At 68.4% G+C, this 17798-nt stretch carries 17 protein-coding genes; 7 read left to right on the top strand and 10 right to left on the bottom strand.

Features of this window, described 5'->3' with window-relative positions:
* Positions 1 to 17: 17 nt before the first annotated feature.
* The 3 genes from JNK84_RS10345 to JNK84_RS10335 are packed head-to-tail and all read right to left on the bottom strand — an operon-like array spanning position 18 to position 3922.
* Entirely contained in the window at positions 18 to 1952 is a 1935-nt protein-coding gene (locus tag JNK84_RS10345; protein ID WP_293423753.1) for a molybdopterin biosynthesis protein, read from the bottom strand.
* Positions 1949 to 3004, bottom strand: coding sequence for a hypothetical protein (locus tag JNK84_RS10340; protein WP_293423751.1), 1056 nt, complete (start codon positions 3002 to 3004; stop codon positions 1949 to 1951). The genes JNK84_RS10345 and JNK84_RS10340 overlap by 4 nt, the downstream gene beginning before the upstream one ends.
* Before the next feature lie 27 nt (positions 3005 to 3031).
* Entirely contained in the window at positions 3032 to 3922 is an 891-nt protein-coding gene (locus JNK84_RS10335; RefSeq protein ID WP_293423750.1) for a helix-turn-helix transcriptional regulator, read from the bottom strand.
* 89 nt (positions 3923 to 4011) lie between these two features.
* Between JNK84_RS10335 and JNK84_RS10330 the strand changes: the two genes are divergently transcribed.
* The 6 genes from JNK84_RS10330 (at position 4012) to mobA (ending at position 8744) form a co-directional block, all read left to right on the top strand.
* Positions 4012 to 4722, top strand: a complete 711-nt coding sequence (locus tag JNK84_RS10330) for an ABC transporter permease (protein ID WP_293423748.1) — start codon at positions 4012 to 4014, stop codon at positions 4720 to 4722.
* Positions 4723 to 4727: 5 nt separating this feature from the next.
* A complete protein-coding gene (locus tag JNK84_RS10325; RefSeq protein ID WP_293423746.1) occupies positions 4728 to 5456 on the top strand; it encodes an ATP-binding cassette domain-containing protein in 729 nt (242 codons plus the stop codon).
* Positions 5457 to 5481: 25 nt separating this feature from the next.
* Positions 5482 to 6351, top strand: coding sequence for a substrate-binding domain-containing protein (locus tag JNK84_RS10320; RefSeq protein ID WP_293423744.1), 870 nt, complete (start codon positions 5482 to 5484; stop codon positions 6349 to 6351).
* Position 6352: 1 nt separating this feature from the next.
* Positions 6353 to 7156: a molybdate ABC transporter substrate-binding protein gene (locus JNK84_RS10315; RefSeq protein ID WP_293423742.1), complete on the top strand. Its 804-nt coding sequence runs from the start codon at positions 6353 to 6355 to the stop codon at positions 7154 to 7156.
* Between the two features lie 76 nt (positions 7157 to 7232).
* Positions 7233 to 8105 (top strand): formate dehydrogenase accessory sulfurtransferase FdhD, encoded by an 873-nt coding sequence (locus tag JNK84_RS10310; protein WP_293423740.1) that lies wholly within the window; start codon positions 7233 to 7235, stop codon positions 8103 to 8105.
* Positions 8106 to 8108: 3 nt separating this feature from the next.
* Positions 8109 to 8744, top strand: a complete 636-nt coding sequence (mobA, locus tag JNK84_RS10305) for a molybdenum cofactor guanylyltransferase MobA (protein ID WP_293423738.1) — start codon at positions 8109 to 8111, stop codon at positions 8742 to 8744.
* A gap of 3 nt (positions 8745 to 8747) precedes the next feature.
* Here mobA and JNK84_RS10300 read toward each other — a convergent pair whose 3' ends face one another.
* Both JNK84_RS10300 and mobB read right to left on the bottom strand, forming a co-directional pair.
* Entirely contained in the window at positions 8748 to 10013 is a 1266-nt protein-coding gene (locus tag JNK84_RS10300) for a molybdopterin molybdotransferase MoeA (protein ID WP_293423736.1), read from the bottom strand.
* A 4-nt stretch (positions 10014 to 10017) separates the two neighbouring features.
* Positions 10018 to 10578, bottom strand: a complete 561-nt coding sequence (gene mobB / locus JNK84_RS10295; RefSeq protein WP_293423791.1) for a molybdopterin-guanine dinucleotide biosynthesis protein B — start codon at positions 10576 to 10578, stop codon at positions 10018 to 10020.
* Between the two features lie 56 nt (positions 10579 to 10634).
* Between mobB and JNK84_RS10290 the strand changes: the two genes are divergently transcribed.
* Positions 10635 to 11840 carry an endonuclease/exonuclease/phosphatase family protein gene (locus tag JNK84_RS10290; protein WP_293423734.1) on the top strand — a complete coding sequence of 402 codons (1206 nt, stop codon included), beginning with the start codon at positions 10635 to 10637 and terminating at the stop codon, positions 11838 to 11840.
* A gap of 94 nt (positions 11841 to 11934) precedes the next feature.
* Here JNK84_RS10290 and JNK84_RS10285 read toward each other — a convergent pair whose 3' ends face one another.
* The 5 genes from JNK84_RS10285 to JNK84_RS10265 form a co-directional block, all read right to left on the bottom strand.
* A complete protein-coding gene (locus tag JNK84_RS10285; RefSeq protein ID WP_293423732.1) occupies positions 11935 to 12954 on the bottom strand; it encodes a formate dehydrogenase subunit gamma in 1020 nt (339 codons plus the stop codon).
* A 91-nt stretch (positions 12955 to 13045) separates the two neighbouring features.
* Positions 13046 to 13642, bottom strand: a complete 597-nt coding sequence (gene fdh3B / locus JNK84_RS10280) for a formate dehydrogenase FDH3 subunit beta (RefSeq protein ID WP_293423730.1) — start codon at positions 13640 to 13642, stop codon at positions 13046 to 13048.
* A 16-nt stretch (positions 13643 to 13658) separates the two neighbouring features.
* Positions 13659 to 16610 (bottom strand): formate dehydrogenase subunit alpha, encoded by a 2952-nt coding sequence (locus JNK84_RS10275; protein WP_293423728.1) that lies wholly within the window; start codon positions 16608 to 16610, stop codon positions 13659 to 13661.
* A gap of 10 nt (positions 16611 to 16620) precedes the next feature.
* Positions 16621 to 16845 (bottom strand): formate dehydrogenase, encoded by a 225-nt coding sequence (locus JNK84_RS10270; RefSeq protein WP_293423726.1) that lies wholly within the window; start codon positions 16843 to 16845, stop codon positions 16621 to 16623.
* A gap of 31 nt (positions 16846 to 16876) precedes the next feature.
* Positions 16877 to 17695, bottom strand: coding sequence for a Cro/CI family transcriptional regulator (locus JNK84_RS10265; RefSeq protein ID WP_293423789.1), 819 nt, complete (start codon positions 17693 to 17695; stop codon positions 16877 to 16879).
* Positions 17696 to 17798 lie beyond the last annotated feature (103 nt).

Genomic DNA, 17798 nt, shown 5'->3' with positions numbered 1-17798 from the left:
GCTGCGGGCGATGTCGGCTAGTTGCCCGTGGCCGGCGTGAAGCCCAGCGCCCGCAGGGCATCGCCGGCTTCTCCGACAGCTGCCTCGAACAGGACGACGGCAGGGTTCTGCGCCTCGCGCGCCACGGCAAAATCATAGTGCTCTTCGGCGAGCGGGATGAAGGCGAGGTTCAGCGCGGCCGCGGCCGGCGCGATGGCGATCCCCCAGTCGGCCCGTTCCTGCGCAATGGCCGCGACCACCGCATTGTGCGAGCGGGGCTGGTTCCAGTAGCCGGGCGGCTGCTGTCCGCCGAGCAGCCCGTCAATCAGCACGCGCGTCCCGGCTCCCTGGTTTCGGTTGACCATCAGGCAGTCGGAATCGGCGAGCGCCACGGCGAGCGCCTCGGCCGGCGACGTCGCGCCCGCGAACCGGCTGTCGCCGGGGCGATGAACCAGCCCCTGCATGCGCCGCCAGCCCGGCACGAGGCGCATCGTCGCGGACAGGAACGGCGTGTTGTAGAGGCCGGAGGCGGGATCGAGCAGATGGATCGGCGCGATGTCGCATTCGCCCCGCTTCAGCGCCGCGAGGCCACCGAGACTGCCAAGGGCGAGCGAGCGGGCGGTGACGCCCCGGTCGGCGAGAGCCGAGATGACAGCGTCGAGCCCGACGCAATGGCTTCCCGCGATCGATAGGGTCGGCATCGCCACATGCGGCGCGAACAGTGTCACGGAAGCGGCGCTGCCGGCGGGCAAGGCTTCGGCGAGGGCGTCGATGGTCAGGAACCCGTCCGCCTGGCTGAACGCCGTGACCGCGCCGGATCCCTTGCCGATCGGAAAGGCGACCGCGCCGTCCGGATCCCGGGACAGCGCCACCATGACGAATTCGGTGCGGCCGAGGTCGGATGGGATGCGGACCGGAACGCGCGCGTCGACCGTCACCTCCGGGCGCTCGGCGAGCCCCGCGAGAATGCGCAGGACCGGCGCGACGATGTCGTGGAAGGTGAACATCGCGGAGGTGGGGAAGCCCGGCAGAATGACCACCGGCTTGCCGTCGCAGACCGCGAGGCAGAGCGGTTTGCCCGGCTTCAGCGCGACGCCATGCGCGACGATGCCCGGCTCGCCCAGCGTCTCGACCATCCGGTAGGTAAGGTCGCCCGCGCCCTTGGAGGTGCCGCCGGAGAGGATGACGGCGTCGCAGGCGGCATGCGCCTCGCGGATTGTCGCCTCCAGCAAGGCGGCATCGTCGGGTATGGCACCGAAGCGCACCGCGACGCAGCCGTTTTCCTCGAGGGCGGCAGCGACGATGGGGCCGTTGGAATCGTAGATCGCAGCTGGGCGCAGCGGTGTTCCGGGCGGCACCAGCTCGTCGCCGGTCGAGATCACGGCGACGCGCGGCTTGCGCCAGACCGAGGCGTTGTCCGCGCCGACGGCGGCCAGCATGCCGATCTCGCGCGCGCCGATGACCGTTCCGCGCCTCAGCAGCGTCTCGCCGCGCGCGATGTCCGATCCGGCAAAGGCGATGTTCTGCCCCGGCCCGACCGGGCGCGTCACTGCCAACCCCGCATCGGCCTCGAACCGGGTGTGCTCGATCATCACCACCGCGTCCGCGCCGCGCGGGATGGGGCCGCCGGTCGCGATCGGCGTGGCATGGCCGGCGGAGACGACAAGACGCGGCTCCGTGCCGCAGGCGATGGTCTCGCCATTGAGCGCAAGCCATACCGGCCCGGTCTCGCTGGCGCCTGCGATATCCGCCGCGCGGATCGCGAAACCGTCCACGACCGAACGGTCGAAGGGCGGTGCATCGACCGGCGCGGCGAGCGTCGCGGCCAGTGTGCGGCCGGCGAGCCGATCGAGCCCGACCGTCTCCGCGCCGAGCGGCTGCAAACGAAGTGCAGCACGAAAACGGGCCACCGCCTCCTCGCGCGACAGCACTTTCAGAAACTGGTCCTGGACGACGGCGGCAGAGGGGTTCATTGCGGTTCGAGGGGTTCTCGGAGCGGGGTGGCGTCGAGGAGCATGCCGGCTGCGGCGCCCTCGCTGCCGGGATCGATGATCGCCGCCGCGTCGGCGGCCAGCAGGGCCGCGAGCGGCGCCCTGCCGGTGGACAGCGGCTCGTAGCCGTCGGCCGTGTCGCGCAGAAGCGCAATGTCGGTGAAACCAACCTGCGAGACAAGCTTGCGCGTCAGCGGCCGGGTGACGCCGCGCAGCCTGCGCCCGGTTCTAGCCGCGATGAATGGCAGCAGCACGCCAAGGAAAACGCCGACCATGGCGTCGAAACGCGGCGCGACGGCGACTATCGGCCGCGCCGCGCCGGCATCGATGGCGGTCTCGCCGCCAGGGTTGAGCGCAAGCCCGGAAATGCGCGTCGTGGACCAGCTGGCCGTCGCTGCGTCGATATCCCGCGCGACCCGGACGACCAGCTCCGCCGCGCTCGCCGCGACCAGGCGGCAGCCCGCGGCGGACAGGGCAGCGCGCAGCCATTCGATATCCGGCGATGCGTTGGCCTCGCCGTCCGCCCATGTCACGGCGACGGCGGGTGCGAGCACCGACGCCTCGTCGATCCCCGCGAGCCGGAGCGCCAGCAGAATGGCTGGCGTCAGCGTTTCGCCCGCGCGGACGATGGCCGATCCGGCGCTGAGATCGGCGCCGGGAAGGACCGCGCCTTCGCCGGGATAGGCCGGCTGCCCGATCTCGTGAAAGGGCCCGTCCGCGTTCACCGCGTCCGGCGGCAGGACGGCATCGCGCGAAGGCGGCAAGGCATCGCCCGGCAGGACGGGCTTCGGCGGGATCGACAGCATCACCGGCGCATAGGGCGATGCCCCGACCAGTTCGGAAGCCGTGACCGCCACGCCGCGTCTCTGCGCGATGGCGTGGGCCGGTATGGGGTCGGAGGCCAGAATGGTCGCGGCCGAAACCAGCCCGGCCGCTGCCTCCAGCGGCAGGACCTGCGGCTGGGGGGCCGGCAGTGCAGCCAGCAGCAGGGCAAGTGCGTCTGACAGTGGCGTGAGGACGGTGCGGGGGACCATGGCGCTCATCGGGAAAGGCCGCCGATCCTAGCGGTTGAGCCGGACGTTGCCAGCGTCGGCGATGTCATAGCCGCCGAGAACGCCAGCGCGCTTGCCGAACGCGGGTTGCCGTACCAGCGCGAAGAGCTTCTGTGCGGCGGGTTCGAAGAACGTCCGCCGCCGCAGGACGAGGTCGAAGCGCTCCCATAGCAGCGGCACGAAGCCGACACCGTGCAGGTCGGCGACGGCCCGGGTCGCGATACCGCAGTCGATCTCGCCGCCGCGCAGGCCGAGGGCCAGGTCCGGTCCAGTCGGATAGGGCGAGGCAACGCGGTTGAGGCCATCGATCCCGCAGCCGGCGCGCACGGCCAGCATGTCGAGAAGGAGTTGCGCCCCGGCGCCGGCCGGTCTCAGCCCGACCCGCGCGCCACGGCGGGCCGCATCATCGAGCGATCCCAGCGCCAACGGGTTGCCCGGCGCCACGAGAAGGCCCTGCTCCCGGCGGCAGAACGCGATCACCACCGCGTCGTGCAGTCCCGCGCGAGCCGAGACACCGGCGAGATTGGCCGTTTCGCCGTCGCCTTGCCCATGAAGATGAATAGCTGCCGCCGCGACCTCGTTGCGCTCCAGCCGGTCGAGGCCGGTCTCCGAGCCTTCCGCGAGCAGCGCGAATCCCGATCCCGACTGGCGCGCCGCCCATTCCAGCAGCGGGTCGTGGCTGCCGCCGATGATCGCAGGCGGGGCTTCCGCCACGAAGCCTTCCGGCTGCGCCATGCCCGCGGCGATCCAGCGGTCGAGCGCGGCGCGCGGAAACAGCCATTTGCCGGTGACCTTCGCGCAGGGGATCGCGCCCTGCGCCACCAGTTCGTAGAGCTTGCGCTCCTTGAGCCGCAGGTAGAGCGCCGTTTCTTCAGTCGTCAGATAAGTGTCATCCTGCATATGGTGGCATTGAGTTGCACAAATTCCATATTTGCACACGAATAGATCGAATTCGTAATGTCCGCAAGAAATCTGGCACCAGCCGTGGCTTGGATCTCTTGGACGTCACTCAGGCTCTCTCGGCCGCCTTCGGGCTCGTGCTCGGCGGCGATCCCGCCTTCTACGCCATTGTCGCCCTGTCGCTGACGGTGACGCTGTCGGCCGTGGTCCTGGCGGCGTTGATCGGACTGCCCCTCGGCGCGCTGCTGGCACTGGCGCGCTTTCCGGGACGCGGCGCCGTCGTCGTGCTGGTCAATGGCCTGATGGGCCTGCCGCCGGTTGTCGCCGGGCTCATCGTCTTTCTCGTCCTGTCGCGCTCGGGGCCGCTCGGCTCGCTCGGTCTTCTGTTCACGCCGGCCGCCATGGTGGCTGCGCAGACGCTTCTGGTCCTGCCGATCGTCATCGCCATCACCCGCCAGCTCATCGAGGACTTGCATGGCGAGTATCGCGAGCACCTCGCCTCGCTCGGCCTGACGGGTGTCCGCGCCATCCCGACGCTGCTCTGGGACGGCCGCTTCGCCCTCGCGACGGCGATCCTCGCCGGCTTCGGCCGGGCCAGCGCCGAGGTCGGCGCGGTCCTCATCGTCGGCGGCAACATTGCCGGCTACACGCGCACCATGACGACGGCCATCGCGCTCGAAACCTCGAAGGGCGACCTGCCGCTGGCACTCGGCCTCGGTATCGTCCTCATCGCCCTGACGCTCGGCATCAACGCCGTCACCTATGCGGCGAGCCGCGTCGGCGCGCGCTTCGCGGGATGACGGCGATGCGCGACACCACCTCGATCCTGCCGTTGTCCGTGGGGGGCCTGACCTTCGAGGCAGGCGGCAAGCGCCTGCTCGACACAGTCCGTTTCGAGGTGCCGCGCGGCGGCCTTACGGCGCTCATCGGACCGAACGGCTCGGGAAAGTCGCTGACCCTGCGGATGTGCCACGGTCTGATGCGTCCGTCCGCCGGTCGCATCGGCTGGGCGGCCGGCGACGGCATTGTCGGCGGGCTGAAGCGCCATGCGATGGTGTTCCAGAAACCGGTCATGCTGCGCCGCTCGGCGCGCGCCAACATCCTCCATGCCCTTGCCGCCATCGGCCTGTCGCGCAGCGACCGGGCCGAGCGCTGCGATGCGGCGCTCGAGCGCTTCGGCATGACGGCGCTCGCGGCCCGTCCGGCGCGCCTGATGTCGGGCGGCGAGCAGCAGCGGCTGGCCATCGCCCGTGCCTGGGCCATGGCGCCCGAAGTGCTGTTCCTCGACGAGCCGACCTCACAGCTCGATCCCGGTGCGACGCGGCAGGTCGAGGAGATGCTTCTGGCGCTCAAGGCGGAGGGCGTCACCCTCGTCATGGCCAGCCACGACATGGGCCAGGTGCGCCGGCTTGCCGACCGCGTGCTGTTCCTCAACCAAGGCCGTCTCGTCGAGGACGCGCCGACATCTGCCTTTTTCGAGGCGCCGGCGAGCGCGGAGGCACGCGCCTTCGTCGCCGGCGACCTCGTCTGGTAGCCAACGAAACCCCAAGGAGAGACCGATGCTGACGAAGAGACATCTGATGGCGGCCGGAGCGGCGCTTCTGGTTCTGGGCGCTGCCGCGGCGGCACAGGATTCGCGCCCCTCCGCCACCACGGCCGCACCGGCGGGCACCCGCTTCATCACCGTCGCCTCGACCACATCGACGGTCGATTCCGGCCTGTTCAACCACATCCTGCCGCTCTTCAAGGCCAAGGCCGGCATCGAGGTGCGGGTCATCAGCCAGGGCACGGGCCAGGCGCTCGACACCGGCCGGCGGGGCGATGCGGACGTCGTCTTCGTGCACGCACGCGCGGCCGAGGACAAGTTCGTCGCTGACGGACATGGCGGCCCGCGCCGTCCCGTCATGTACAACGACTTCGTGCTGATCGGCCCGAAGAGCGATCCTGCCGGCATCAAGGGTTCGCGGGACATCGTCGCGGCGCTCAGGGCGATCCAGACCATGGCCGCGCCCTTCGTCTCGCGCGGCGACCGCTCGGGCACCCATCAGGCGGAACTGGCGCTCTGGCGCGACGCCGGCATCGACCTCGCGGTCACGCGCGGCAGCTGGTACCGCGAGATCGGCCAGGGCATGGGCGCGGCGCTCAACACGGCCGGCGGCATGAACGCATACGTCCTCGCCGATCGCGGCACCTGGCTGTCGTTCCGCAACCGCGGCGACCTCGACATCCTCGTGGAGGGCGACAAGCGCCTGTTCAACCAGTACGGCATCATGCTGGTCAGTCCGCAGCGTCATGCCCATGTGAAACAGGCCGACGCACAGGCCTTCATCGACTGGGTGGTGAGCCCCGATGGCCAGAAGGCCATTGCCGACTACAAGGTCGGCGGCCAGCAGCTGTTCTTCCCCAACGCGACCGACAGCGGGGCATGACATGCGCGGGCTCATCGTCGCACTGGCGCTGGCCGTGACGGGCCAGCCCGTACTCGCCGCCGATCCGGTCCTGCTGCATGCGGCCGGCAGCCTGCGCGGTGCGTTGACCGAGGTGGCGCAAGCCTTCGAGGCAGGGGGCGGAACGAAAGTCGCGCAGGTCTACCGGCCCTCCGGCCTGATCCGCGACGCCATTGCGGGTGGCGAGCGGGCGGAGGTCTTCGCCTCCGCCAACATGGCGCACCCGCAGTCGCTGGCGAGCGGCGGCAAGGCCGGCCCGGTCGTGCTCTTCGCCCGCAATGAGCTCTGCGCCTTCGTCAGGCCGGGGCTGGAGGTGACGAGCGCAAACCTGCTCGACCGGATGCTTGACCCCGCCGTGAAGCTCGGCACCTCCACGCCACGCGCCGATCCTGCCGGCGACTATGCCTATCAGGTCTTCGTCCGCGCCGAGGCGGTGCGGCGGGGTTCCCGCGCGGCGCTGGAGGGCAAGGCGCTGAACCTCACCGGTCGGTCGAACAGCGCGCCGGTGCCGGCGGGCCGCAACACCTATGGTCATGTCATCGCGGAGGGGAAGGCGGATCTGTTTCTTGCCTACTGCACCAATGCCGGGCCCATCGCGCGGGAGCAGCCCGGCATCCGTGCGGTGCCCCTGCCCGCCGAACTGGCGGTGGGCGCCGACTACGGTCTGACCGTGATGAACGAGGCTTCGCCCGCGGCCTACCGGCTGGCGCTGATGATTCTCTCGCCGGCGGGGCAGCGCATCCTGGCGAAACATGGTTTCGCCGCCCCGGGCCTGCCGCGCGAGTAGGAACGGAACGCCGCCCGATTGGCACAGCGCCCCGCCGCCGTGCTAATCAGGCGGACCCGTCCCCGTTTGCGATGCCATGCCCGCCAGCGCTCCTCTCATCGTTCCCGACCCCTCCGATCCGCGCCTGACCGAGAAGGTGTCGGGCGTGAACGAGAAGGGCGAGCGGCTGGAAACGTCGGTGACCGTGGAGCGTCCCCTGACGCTCTATCTGAACGCGCAGGAGATCGTCACGATGATGACGATCGGCGACTATCCCGACTATCTCGCCATCGGCTACCTGCTGAATCAGAACATGCTCAAGCCGTCCGACGTGGTGACGGGCGTCGATTATGACGAGGATCTCGAAGTGGTGGTGGTGCGCACCGAAGCGCATACCAATTTCGAGGAGAAGCTTCGCAAGCGCACCCAGACGTCGGGCTGCGCGCAGGGCACGGCCTTCGGCGACCTGATGGAAGCGCTGTCGGAGATCGAACTGCCGAAGGCAGAGTTCCGCACGTCCTGGCTTTACCGGCTCACCCACGCCATCAACACCATGCCCTCGCTTTATCTGGAGGCCGGCGCCATCCACGGCTGCGTGCTGTGCCGCGAGGACAGGCCGCTGGTCTATATGGAGGATGTCGGCCGCCACAATGCGGTGGACAAGATCGCCGGCTGGATGTTCCGCCACGGCGAGAGTGGCGCGGACAAGATCTTCTACACGACCGGGCGGCTGACCTCGGAGATGGTCATCAAGACCGTCCGCATGGGAATCCCGATTCTCGTCTCGCGCTCGGGCTTCACGGCCTGGGGCGTGCAGCTGGCGCGCCAGTGCGGCCTGACCCTGATCGGCCGCGCCAAGGGCAAGCGCTTCGTGGCGCTATCGGGCGAGGACCGCATCGTCTTCGATCAGGATCTCAGCTTCGTCGAGGAAGAGAGTGCCCGCCACCGTCGCAAGGGCGCCGAGGACTGACGCATGAAAGACGTCGCCCATCCGCCGACGCTCGGCGTGCTGCTCGCCGGTGGCCTCGCCCGCCGCATGGGCGGCGGCGACAAGCCGATGCGCGCCATCGGCGGCCGCACGCTACTCGACCGCGCCATCGACCGGCTGGCGCCGCAATGCGACGGTCTGATCCTCAATGCCAATGGCGACCTCGAACGTTTCGCGGCCACGGGCCTGCCGGTGGTCGCCGATACCGTGGAGGGCTTCGCCGGGCCGCTGGCCGGCATTCTTGCCGCGCTCGACTGGGCGAGGGAAAATCGCCCTGGCATCGGCTGGGTCGTCTCGATTCCGACGGACTCGCCCTTTCTTCCGGCTGATCTCGTCGTCGGGCTGCATGCCGCCCGTCATGCGGCCGGAACCCCACTCGCCTGCGCCCGGTCGGGCGACCAGACACACCCTGTCGTCGGCCTCTGGCCCGTCGCGCTGGCGGCCGAGCTGCGGCACGCGCTGGTAGTCGAGGATATCCGCAAGATCGACCGCTGGACGGCGCGGCATGGCATTGCCGAGGCCGTCTGGCCGCTCGAACCCTTCGACCCCTTCTTCAATGCCAATCGGCCCGAGGATCTCGGCGAGGCCGAGGCGATTCTAGCGCAATATCCTGGCGCCTGACGGTCAGCGCAGCAGCGAGTAGCCGAGAAAGGCGACCTGATCGCCGGGTGTCACCGTCTCGACGCTCTCCGGCAGTTCCACCAGCCCGTCCGTCTCGGTCAGCGAGGTGATGACGCCGGCGCCGTCGCGCGGATGCTTCATCGCCTCCATCGTTCCGTCCGGCGCGCGCCGCAGGGCAACGCGGACATATTCGCGGCGGCCCGCCTTCTTGGCGTAGGCGAAGGCCGCGCGGACCGGCAACGCCATGGGCACCGCCGGTCGGCCGCCCGCCAGCACCGCGAGAAACGGTCGCACCACGTGGGCGAAGGTGACGAAGACGGCGACCGGATTGCCCGGCAGGCCGATAAAGGCCGCCGCCTCGCCGTTCGCAGAGGGGATGACACCCATCGCCACCGGCCGTCCCGGCTTGATGGCGAGCCGCCAGAAGGCAAGGCTGCCGACCGCCTCCACCGCCGCCTTGACGTGATCCTCCTCGCCGGTGGAGACGCCGCCCGAGGTGAGGATCAGGTCGTGCCCTGCGGCGGCACCCCGGAGCGCCGCCTCGATGACGCCAGGCTCGTCGCGGAGGATGCCGAGATCGGTGACGTCGACACCCAGCCGGCGCAGCAGCGCCTGGAGGGTGAAACGGTTGGAATCGTAAAGCTGGGCGATTCCGAGTGGCTGGCCGGGCGAGACGATCTCGTTCCCTGTCGAGAAGACGGCAACGCGCACCCGGCGGCGCACGGCAAGGCGGGTCACTCCGAGCGCGGCGGCAAGCGCGATGGTCTCGGGCGTCATGGTCCGGCCGGCCGCGAGGGCAAGCGACCCCGCCATCAGATCCTCGCCCGCCGGGCGGCAATTGGCCCCGGGCTTCAGGCCTGGCGGCAGCAGGACGCGGTCGCCGTCGAGCCGTACGTCCTCCTGCATGAAGACCGTGTCGCAGCCCGCCGGCATGGGCGCGCCGGTGAAGATGCGGACCGCCTGTCCCGCGACCAGCGCGCCGGCCTCGGAACCGGCCGGAACGCGCGCGCCGACGGGAAGGCTGGTCTCCTTGCCGGGCAAGAGGTCGGCGAAGCGGACCGCATAGCCGTCCACCGCCGAATTGAAGAAGGGTGGCAGGCTCACGGCCGCCACGAGCGCCTCGCCGAGGATGCGGCCATCGGCATCGATGAGGCCGACCTCCTCCATCCCCTCGACGGGCCGGAGCCCGGCCGTTACCCGCTCGAGCGCATCCTCGATGGAGAGAAGCTGACCGCCGAAGGCGAACTGGTCGGATGAGAGCTGGGCCATGGGATCAGCCCGCCTTGCGCGGCGGTTGCGCCAGCGCGGCTCTGGTCCCGAGGCGATGCAGGACGTCGCCGAGCGGCAGCGCCAGTTCCGTAAGCAGATTGGCTGCGGCGGCATGGTCGTCGAGGTGGGCGCGCCGGCCGGCCCAGCCGCTCGGATCGTCGTCGGCGATGACGCCGACGACACCGGCCAGCTCGGCATGAAGCCACGGCTTGCCATTGGCGGCGCGATGCACTTCGACCTTCGGATGGGCCTCGCGCTTGAAGCCCTCGACGATCACGAGATCGACGGGTGACAGATGCCGGAGCAGTTCAGCGAGGCCGGGCTCGGCCTCGTCCCGGAGCTCGTGCATGAGCGCCCAACGCCGGCCCGACGCGACCAGGACCTCGGTCGCCCCTGCTGCACGATGTTCGTAGGAATCCTTGCCCGGACGGTCGATGTCGAAGGCGTGGTGGGCATGTTTCAGCGTCGAGACGCTGAGGCCCCGCCGCACCAGCAGCGGAATCACGCCAGCCAGCAGCGTCGTCTTGCCGGCGCCGCTCCATCCCGCAAGCCCGATCACCTTCATGGTTGCAACTGAGCTCAATTTCCTCTCCACATTGCATCGGCTCAGGGGACCCAGTCATGTCGCACACGCCGACCGTGGAATCCAATCATGCCGCCGGTGCTTCGAGACCTTTCGCCGTCGGGACCTTCAATCTGGAGAATCTGGCCCGCGCCGGCGTCGAATTCTATCCCGGCGAGAAATGGACCGATGAACAGGTCCGCAGGAAGAAGGCGGCATTCGCCAACATCCTGAGAAGCTACCGGGCGGATGTCTGGGTTTTTCAGGAGGTCTGGGATGGCGGCCTGCTCCGCGAAGTCATCGCGGAGGCCGGCATGGCTCCGGGTTTCAGCCTGATCGAGAGCGATCAGACGCGCACCAACACGCCGCGGGTATGGTTGCTTGCCCGGGCCGGGATTGTCGCCCGGAAAGTTCCGATGCCCAGCACAATGCCGGCGCCGGTCGAGATTGGCGATCCCGAGAAGGACGGCTCGAAGCTGGTCGTCCGGGTCGTGGAGTTCGAACGGGCGCCTGTCGTCGCGGACATCGACATTGCCGGCCGGACCATCCGCATCTGCGGCCTGCACATGAAGTCCAAGCGGCCCGCCTATCCCAAGACGGCCTCGATGACCGTCGATGGCGCAACGATCGACTTTGCGCCGGAGGACATTCTGCCTGACCTGGACCCACGCTCTCCCCCCATCGGGCTGCTCCGCTCGTCGGTCCAGCGGCTGGCCGAGGCGGCTGCCGCGCGGCGTCTGGTGGTTGATTGGATCGAACGCGAGGGACGAACCGTCATCGTCGCCGGAGACCTCAACGACACGCCCGAAGCCGTGTCGACGCAGATCATCCGAGGCGACACGCTGCGCTTCAGTTTCCTCAAGCCAAGGGATAAGCTGAACCCGGTGACGGGTCAGCCCTACGACAATGCCGCCATGGCGAGCGCGGTGGCGCGCTTCGAAAAGGTCCGCTTCCTTGACGCGGCCGCGCTGTTTCAGGAACGGGCCCGACGGGACGTGTTCTTCACCCACATATTCGGCGGCGATTACGCCACGATCGACCACATTCTCCTGTCGCGCGACCTCACTGCGCTGGACGCCGCCGACACGCTCCTGAGGGAGCGCTACGGGATTCCCGAGCGCGCTCCGATCGGGTCGCTCGTCTACGTCAATAACGTCAACGATCATCTGACCGACAAGGATGCCGGCCGTCCGCCCGACGCGAGCGATCGCGTCGTGTCGGACCACGGCGCCGTCATCGCGCATCTGTCGATCCGGCAGGCGTAGCGCCACGCCATCGCGGCGGCCGCAAGTCGCCAGCTCCAAATGCAAACGCCCGGCCGGGGCCGGGCGCCTGGTCGAAACGATGGTCGCTCGCGGCCTATTCGGCCGGCTGACCGACGGCGTGGGGGTGCATGGTGCCCTTGGCGACCTCCTCCTCGACCCAGAGCGAGTGGTGCTCTTTGGCCCAGTTGAGGTCCACTTCGCCTGACGTCATGGCTTCCGAGGCGCCCTCCATGCCAACCGTGCCGATATAGACATGGGCGAGGATGACGGCGATCAGCAGGACCCCGGCAATGCCGTGGACGATGTTCCAGAACTGCATCGCGAGGACGCCGCCGGAGGCGAACGGGAACAGCAGGTAGATGCCGGACACCGACAGAGCCGCGCCGCCGATCATCACCGTCCAGAAGATGCCTTTCTGGCCGGCGTTGAACTTGCGGGCGGGCGGATGATCGCTGCCGACGAGCCCGCCGCCGCGACGGATCCAGTCGAGGTCGAGGCGCGAGGGAATGTTGTGGACGATCCACACCAGGAACATGCACGCGAGCCCCAGCATGAACGGCCATGCCAGATAGTTGTGGGCGTATTTCGCCCATTGCGACATGGCGGCGAAGGCATCCTCGCCGATCAGCGGCAGCAGCAGAATCTTGCCGACCGTGACGTTGAGGCCCGACAGGCCGAGAATGATGAAGCAGCCGGCCACCATCCAGTGGATCATCCGCTCCAAGGTCGAGAAGCGCAGGATGCGGATACCGGAGAGGCCATGCTCGATACGGATGCGGCCGCGGATCAGGTAGAACAGAACCAGCAGGGCGAGCATGCCGAGGATGGCGATGGCGCCGATCCAGTGCATCAGCCCCTGATGGACGCTGCGCCAGGCCTGGCCCTGCGGCTGAATCAGGTTGCTGGCATTGGCGTCCGGAATGGTGATGCGGCCATGCAGCGTGGTGCCCGTGCCCGGCGTGCCGGCCCGGAGCGCGTCCATGAGCTGGCGCTCCTGAACCGATGAAGCGGTCGGATTGACCGAGGACGGCTGCTGCGCGAAGGCCGGCGCGACGGCGAAAAGCGCCAGCACGACCGCGAAAGCTGCAACCAGAGACCGAAGCGAGCAGCGCATCGGGTGGTCCTCCCTGCGGGACGGTCCGCATCGGCGGCCGCCCGGAATTGACGATGCAGTGGCGACGGTGGCGAACCTCCGTCGCGGTGGATCAGATGGCGATGGTTTCCTTGTAGGCCGTTTGCCAGCCCCAGGTGCCGGAGCCGTAGCCGCGCTTCAGCACCCGCTCCTTGTAGATGGTCGCGATCATGTCGCTGTCGCCGGCGAGCAGCGCCTTGGTCGAACACATCTCGGCGCAGAGCGGCAGCTTGCCTTCGGCCAGGCGATTGGCGCCGTAGGCGGCATATTCGGCCACCGAGTTGTCGGCGAGCGGGCCGCCGGCGCAGTAGGTGCACTTGTCCATCTTGCCGCGCGAGCCGAAATTGCCGACGCGCGGATATTGCGGCGCGCCGAACGGGCAGGCGTAGAAACAGTAGCCGCAGCCGATGCACAGCTCCTTGGAATGCAGCACCACCGCGTCGGCGGTGGTGTAGAAGCAGTTCACCGGGCACACGGCGGCGCAGGGCGCATCCGTGCAGTGCATGCAGGCCATGGAGATGGAGCGCTCGCCGGGCCGGCCGTCATTGATGGTGACGACGCGCCGGCGGTTGATGCCCCAGGGCACGTCGTGCTCGTTCTTGCAGGCGGTGACGCAGGCGTTGCATTCGATGCAACGATCGGCGTCGCAGAGGAACTTCATGCGGGCCATGGATCGGTCCTCCCTCTCACGCCGCCTGGATCTGGCAGAGCGTGGCCTTGCCTTCGTGCATGCCCGTCACCGGGTCGTAGCCGTAGGTGGTCACCGTGTTGACGCTCTCGCCGAGGACGATTGGATCGGTCCCCTGCGGATAGTTGCCGCGCTGGTCGGCGCCCTGATACCAGCCGCCGAAATGGAACGGCATCCAGGCGACGCCCGGGCCAACTCGCTCGGTGACCAGCGCCTTGACGCGGGCCCTGCCGCCCTCGGGGCCGGCCACCCAGACCCATTGGCCGTCGACGATGCCGCGCTGGCCGGCATCCCGCGGATTGATCTCCACGAACATGTCCTGCTGCAGCTCGGCGAGCCACTTGTTGGAGCGGGTCTCTTCGCCGCCACCCTCGTATTCGACCAGACGGCCGGAGGTGAGGATGATCGGGAACGAGCGGGCGATGCCCTTGTCCACGGCCCCCTTCTGGTAGGTCGTGTGCAGGTTGGGCATGCGCAGGTTCCGCTCGTCGGCGCGCGCCGGATATTTGGCGACAAGATCGGGACGCGGCGTGTAGATCGGCTCGCGATGGATCGGCACCGGATCGGGCAGGTTCCACGCGATGGCACGCGCCTTGCCGTTGCCGAACGGCACGACGTTCCTCTCGAGGCAGACGCGCTGGATGCCGCCCGACAGGTCGGTGGCCCAGCTGACCGCGCCGGGATTGGCGCCGCCCTGACGCTCGATCTGCGCCTTTTCCTCCGCCGTCAGATCGGCGTCCCAGCCGAGCCGCTGGAAGATGGCGTAGGTGAATTCGGGATAGCCGTCCTGGATCGGCGAATCGACGTTCCACGAATTTTGCGCCAGCAGCGTCTCGCCATTGCGCTCCAGCCCGAAGCGCGGGCGGAACGCCCCGCCGCCGTCCATCATCCTCAGATTGGTGTTGTAGAGAATGTGCGTGCCGGGGTGCCGCACCGACGGATTGCCCCAGCACGGCCAGGGCAGGCCGTAATAGTCGCCGCCGACATCGGCGAGTTCCTTCGGCGCGCGCAGCGAGACGATGTCGAACTTGTCCTGGTTCGCCATATGCGCCTTGAGGCGCTCGGGAGACTGGCCGGTATAGCCGGTCGACCAGCCGCCGCGATTGATCTCGCGAAGCAGGGATTCGGCCTCCGGTTCGTCGCCGAACTTGCCCTTCACCATCTTGATGTTTTTGAACATCTCGTTGGCGAAGCCAAGCTTCTGGGCGAATTTGTACATGATCCAGTAGTCGTTGGCCGATTCGAAGATCGGCTCGACCACCTTCTCGCCCCACTGGAGCGAACGGTTGGACGCGGTCCGCGAGCCGTCGCACTCGAAATTGGTACAGGCCGGCAGGACGTAGGTGCCGTCGCGACGATTGCCCAGCGATACGAAATTGGTCGGGTGCGGGTCGACCACCACCAGGAGGTCGAGCTTGCCGAGACCTTCCACGGCGCCCGGCACGCGCGGAATGGTGTTGCCGCCGTGGCCCATGACGAACATGGCCTTGATATTGTCCTTCTGGTCGACCTGCTCGCCGGGGAGCAGCGTCGCGTCGAACCAGCGGGTCGAGGGAATGCCCGACACCTCCATGTTCTGCTTGCCGATGCGCGCGGCGCGGCCGCCCTTGGCCGGCACGTCGTCGAAGCGCGAGACGAAATAGTCGTAGGGCACGTCCCAGACGCGGGCCCAGTGCCGCCAGGCGCCTTCGACGAGGCCGTAATAGAGCGGCAGGTTGCCGACATCGAGACCGAGATCGGTTGCACCCTGCACGTTGGTATGGCCGCGGAAGATGTTGGCGCCGGTACCCTGCGCGCCGACATTGCCGGTGAGCAGCAGCAGCGTGCAGTAGGCGCGCACGTTGGCGGTGCCCACCGAGTGCTGGGTGGCGCCCATGCACCAGATCAGCGTCGAGGGCTTCTCGGTGGCGAACAGCTTGGCCACCCGCTCAAGCTGGGCGCCGGGAACCCCGGTCACGTCCTCGACCGTCTTCGGATCCCACTTCTCGACTTCCTTCAGCGCCTCCGACATGCCGTAGACGCGCTTGGCGAGGAAGTCCTTGTCCTCCCAGCCGTTCTTCACGATGTGCCACATGATGCCCCAGATCACCGGAATGTCGGTGCCGGAGCGGATGCGCACATATTCCGTCGCATGCGCCGCGGTGCGGGTCATGCGCGGGTCGATGACGATCATGTTGGCGCGGTTGATCTCCTTGCCGGTCAGCACGTGCTGCAGCGAGACCGGATGCGCCTCGGCGGGATTGCCGCCCATGATGATCATGGTCTTGGAATTGCGGATGTCGTTGTAGGAATTGGTCTGGGCGCCGTAGCCCCAGGTGTTGGCGACGCCGGCCACCGTTGTCGAGTGGCAGATGCGGGCCTGGTGGTCGACGTTGTTGGTGCCCCAGAACGCCGCGAATTTGCGCATGAGATAGGCGGCTTCGTTGGTGAACTTGGCCGAGCCCAGCATGTAGACGGAATCGGCGCCCGACTTGGCGCGGATTTCCAGCATCTTGTCGCCGATCTCGTTGAACGCCTGGTCCCACGAGATGCGCTGCCACTGGCCGCCGACCAGCTTCAGCGGGTATTTCACGCGGCGCTCGCCGAAGACGATCTCGCGCGACGAAGCGCCCTTGGCGCAATGGGTGCCGCGGTTGATCGGACTCTCCCAGGCCGGCTCCTGGCCGGTCCAGACGCCGTTCTGCACTTCCGCCCTGATGGTGCAGCCCACCGAGCAATGGGTGCACAAGTTCTTCTTCACGGTGATCGCCACACCGGGTTGCGGCGCGGCGACCGCCTCGGCGCGGCGCACGGCGCCGAGCGTCAGCGAGCCGACGGCGATGGCGCCGGCGGCGGTGAGTCCGGAGCGGGCGAGGAAGGTACGGCGATCCATCACCCCGGAGGTGAGGCCGCCGGCAAGGCCGGCGAGGCGGGTGCGGGCGGCGTCCTGGGACTTGCGCTTGATCAGCATCGGGGCGTCCTCAGTAGCGGTTGGTGCGGTAGAAGGCCTGGACGTGCGCGGAATTGGCCTGGTAGCGGGCCTTGGTGCGTTCGTCGCGGCTTTCGCGGGCGGGAGCCTGGGCTTCGGCGGTCTCTGCGCCGACCACGGCCGCGGCGGCTGCGGCGGAAGCGCCGGTCATGGCCTTCAGGAAATCGCGGCGGGCCGGTGCGGCGGCGGTGTCCGGCTGCTTGGTGTTCCCCGACATTGTCGCGTCCTCCAGTTCGTCCTTCGCGCCGTCAGGCGTCGAAAGAGAAAGCCTCGTCTTCGATGTCCATGAACAGGCGGCCGACCGCGCCGACGGCGGCGTAGAAGGGTCGGTTCCGCATGGATTCCAGATCCGAGAAGAAGCGTCCGGCCCAAGGCTTCAGATGCGCCTCGAAAAAGGCCTTCTCGGTCTCATAGCCTTCGCCTATCTGCCGCGAGGCAAGGTTCGACATGACGTCGAACAGCAAGGCGACGTGATCCTCCGGCTCGCGCGAACTGTCGTTGCGGATGATGCCGAGATCGACAAAGGACTGGCGCACCGCGGCCAGCGGCCGCTCGTGCAGGAAGCCGGTTAGATAGTAGGAGGCATAGGGCAGCAGTTCGCCGCGTCCGACGCCGACGAAGAGGTCGAAGAACTCGCGGCCGACTGTCTCGACATCCGCTTCCGCCGCGGCTCTTGCCAGCGCGAGATGCGCCAGGCCGAGCGGCGAGCCGTCGCCCTTCAGCTCCGCGACCTGACGCAGCACCTCGGCGGTAGGCACGCGGAACAGAAGCAGGGCGAGTAGCCCGTACTCGGCGGCCCGCAGCTGGTCCATCTCGTCCACTTCGCCGTCGCGCTGCTTCAGCTGCGCGGCCTCCATGGCCAGCGCTATCGCCGATTTCGCCTCGGGATAGAGATCGGGGCGCAGAACGTGTCGGCCAACGCCGGACGCTTTCTCGACTGCGATCACGCGTTCGGACGGCACGCGGTTCCAGCTCGAGACGGAGGGCTGCGAAATGCCGAGCGCCCGGGCGAGAGCGCCGACGCCACCGACTGCCTTGATCGCTTCCTCAAGTCCCTGTTCGCGCAATGACGCGTTCACTTCTGCCCTTGGCGTCCGGCCCCGCGGCTGTCATCGCCGCTTCGGGTCATAGCCTGCCCACATTTGCCTTAGAATAGGTACAAGCTATGGG

Origin of the sequence: Phreatobacter sp. (genome assembly GCF_016793595.1) — a bacterium.
GTDB lineage: Bacteria > Pseudomonadota > Alphaproteobacteria > Rhizobiales > Phreatobacteraceae > Phreatobacter.
This window is presented reverse-complemented; position numbering and strand designations above follow the sequence as displayed.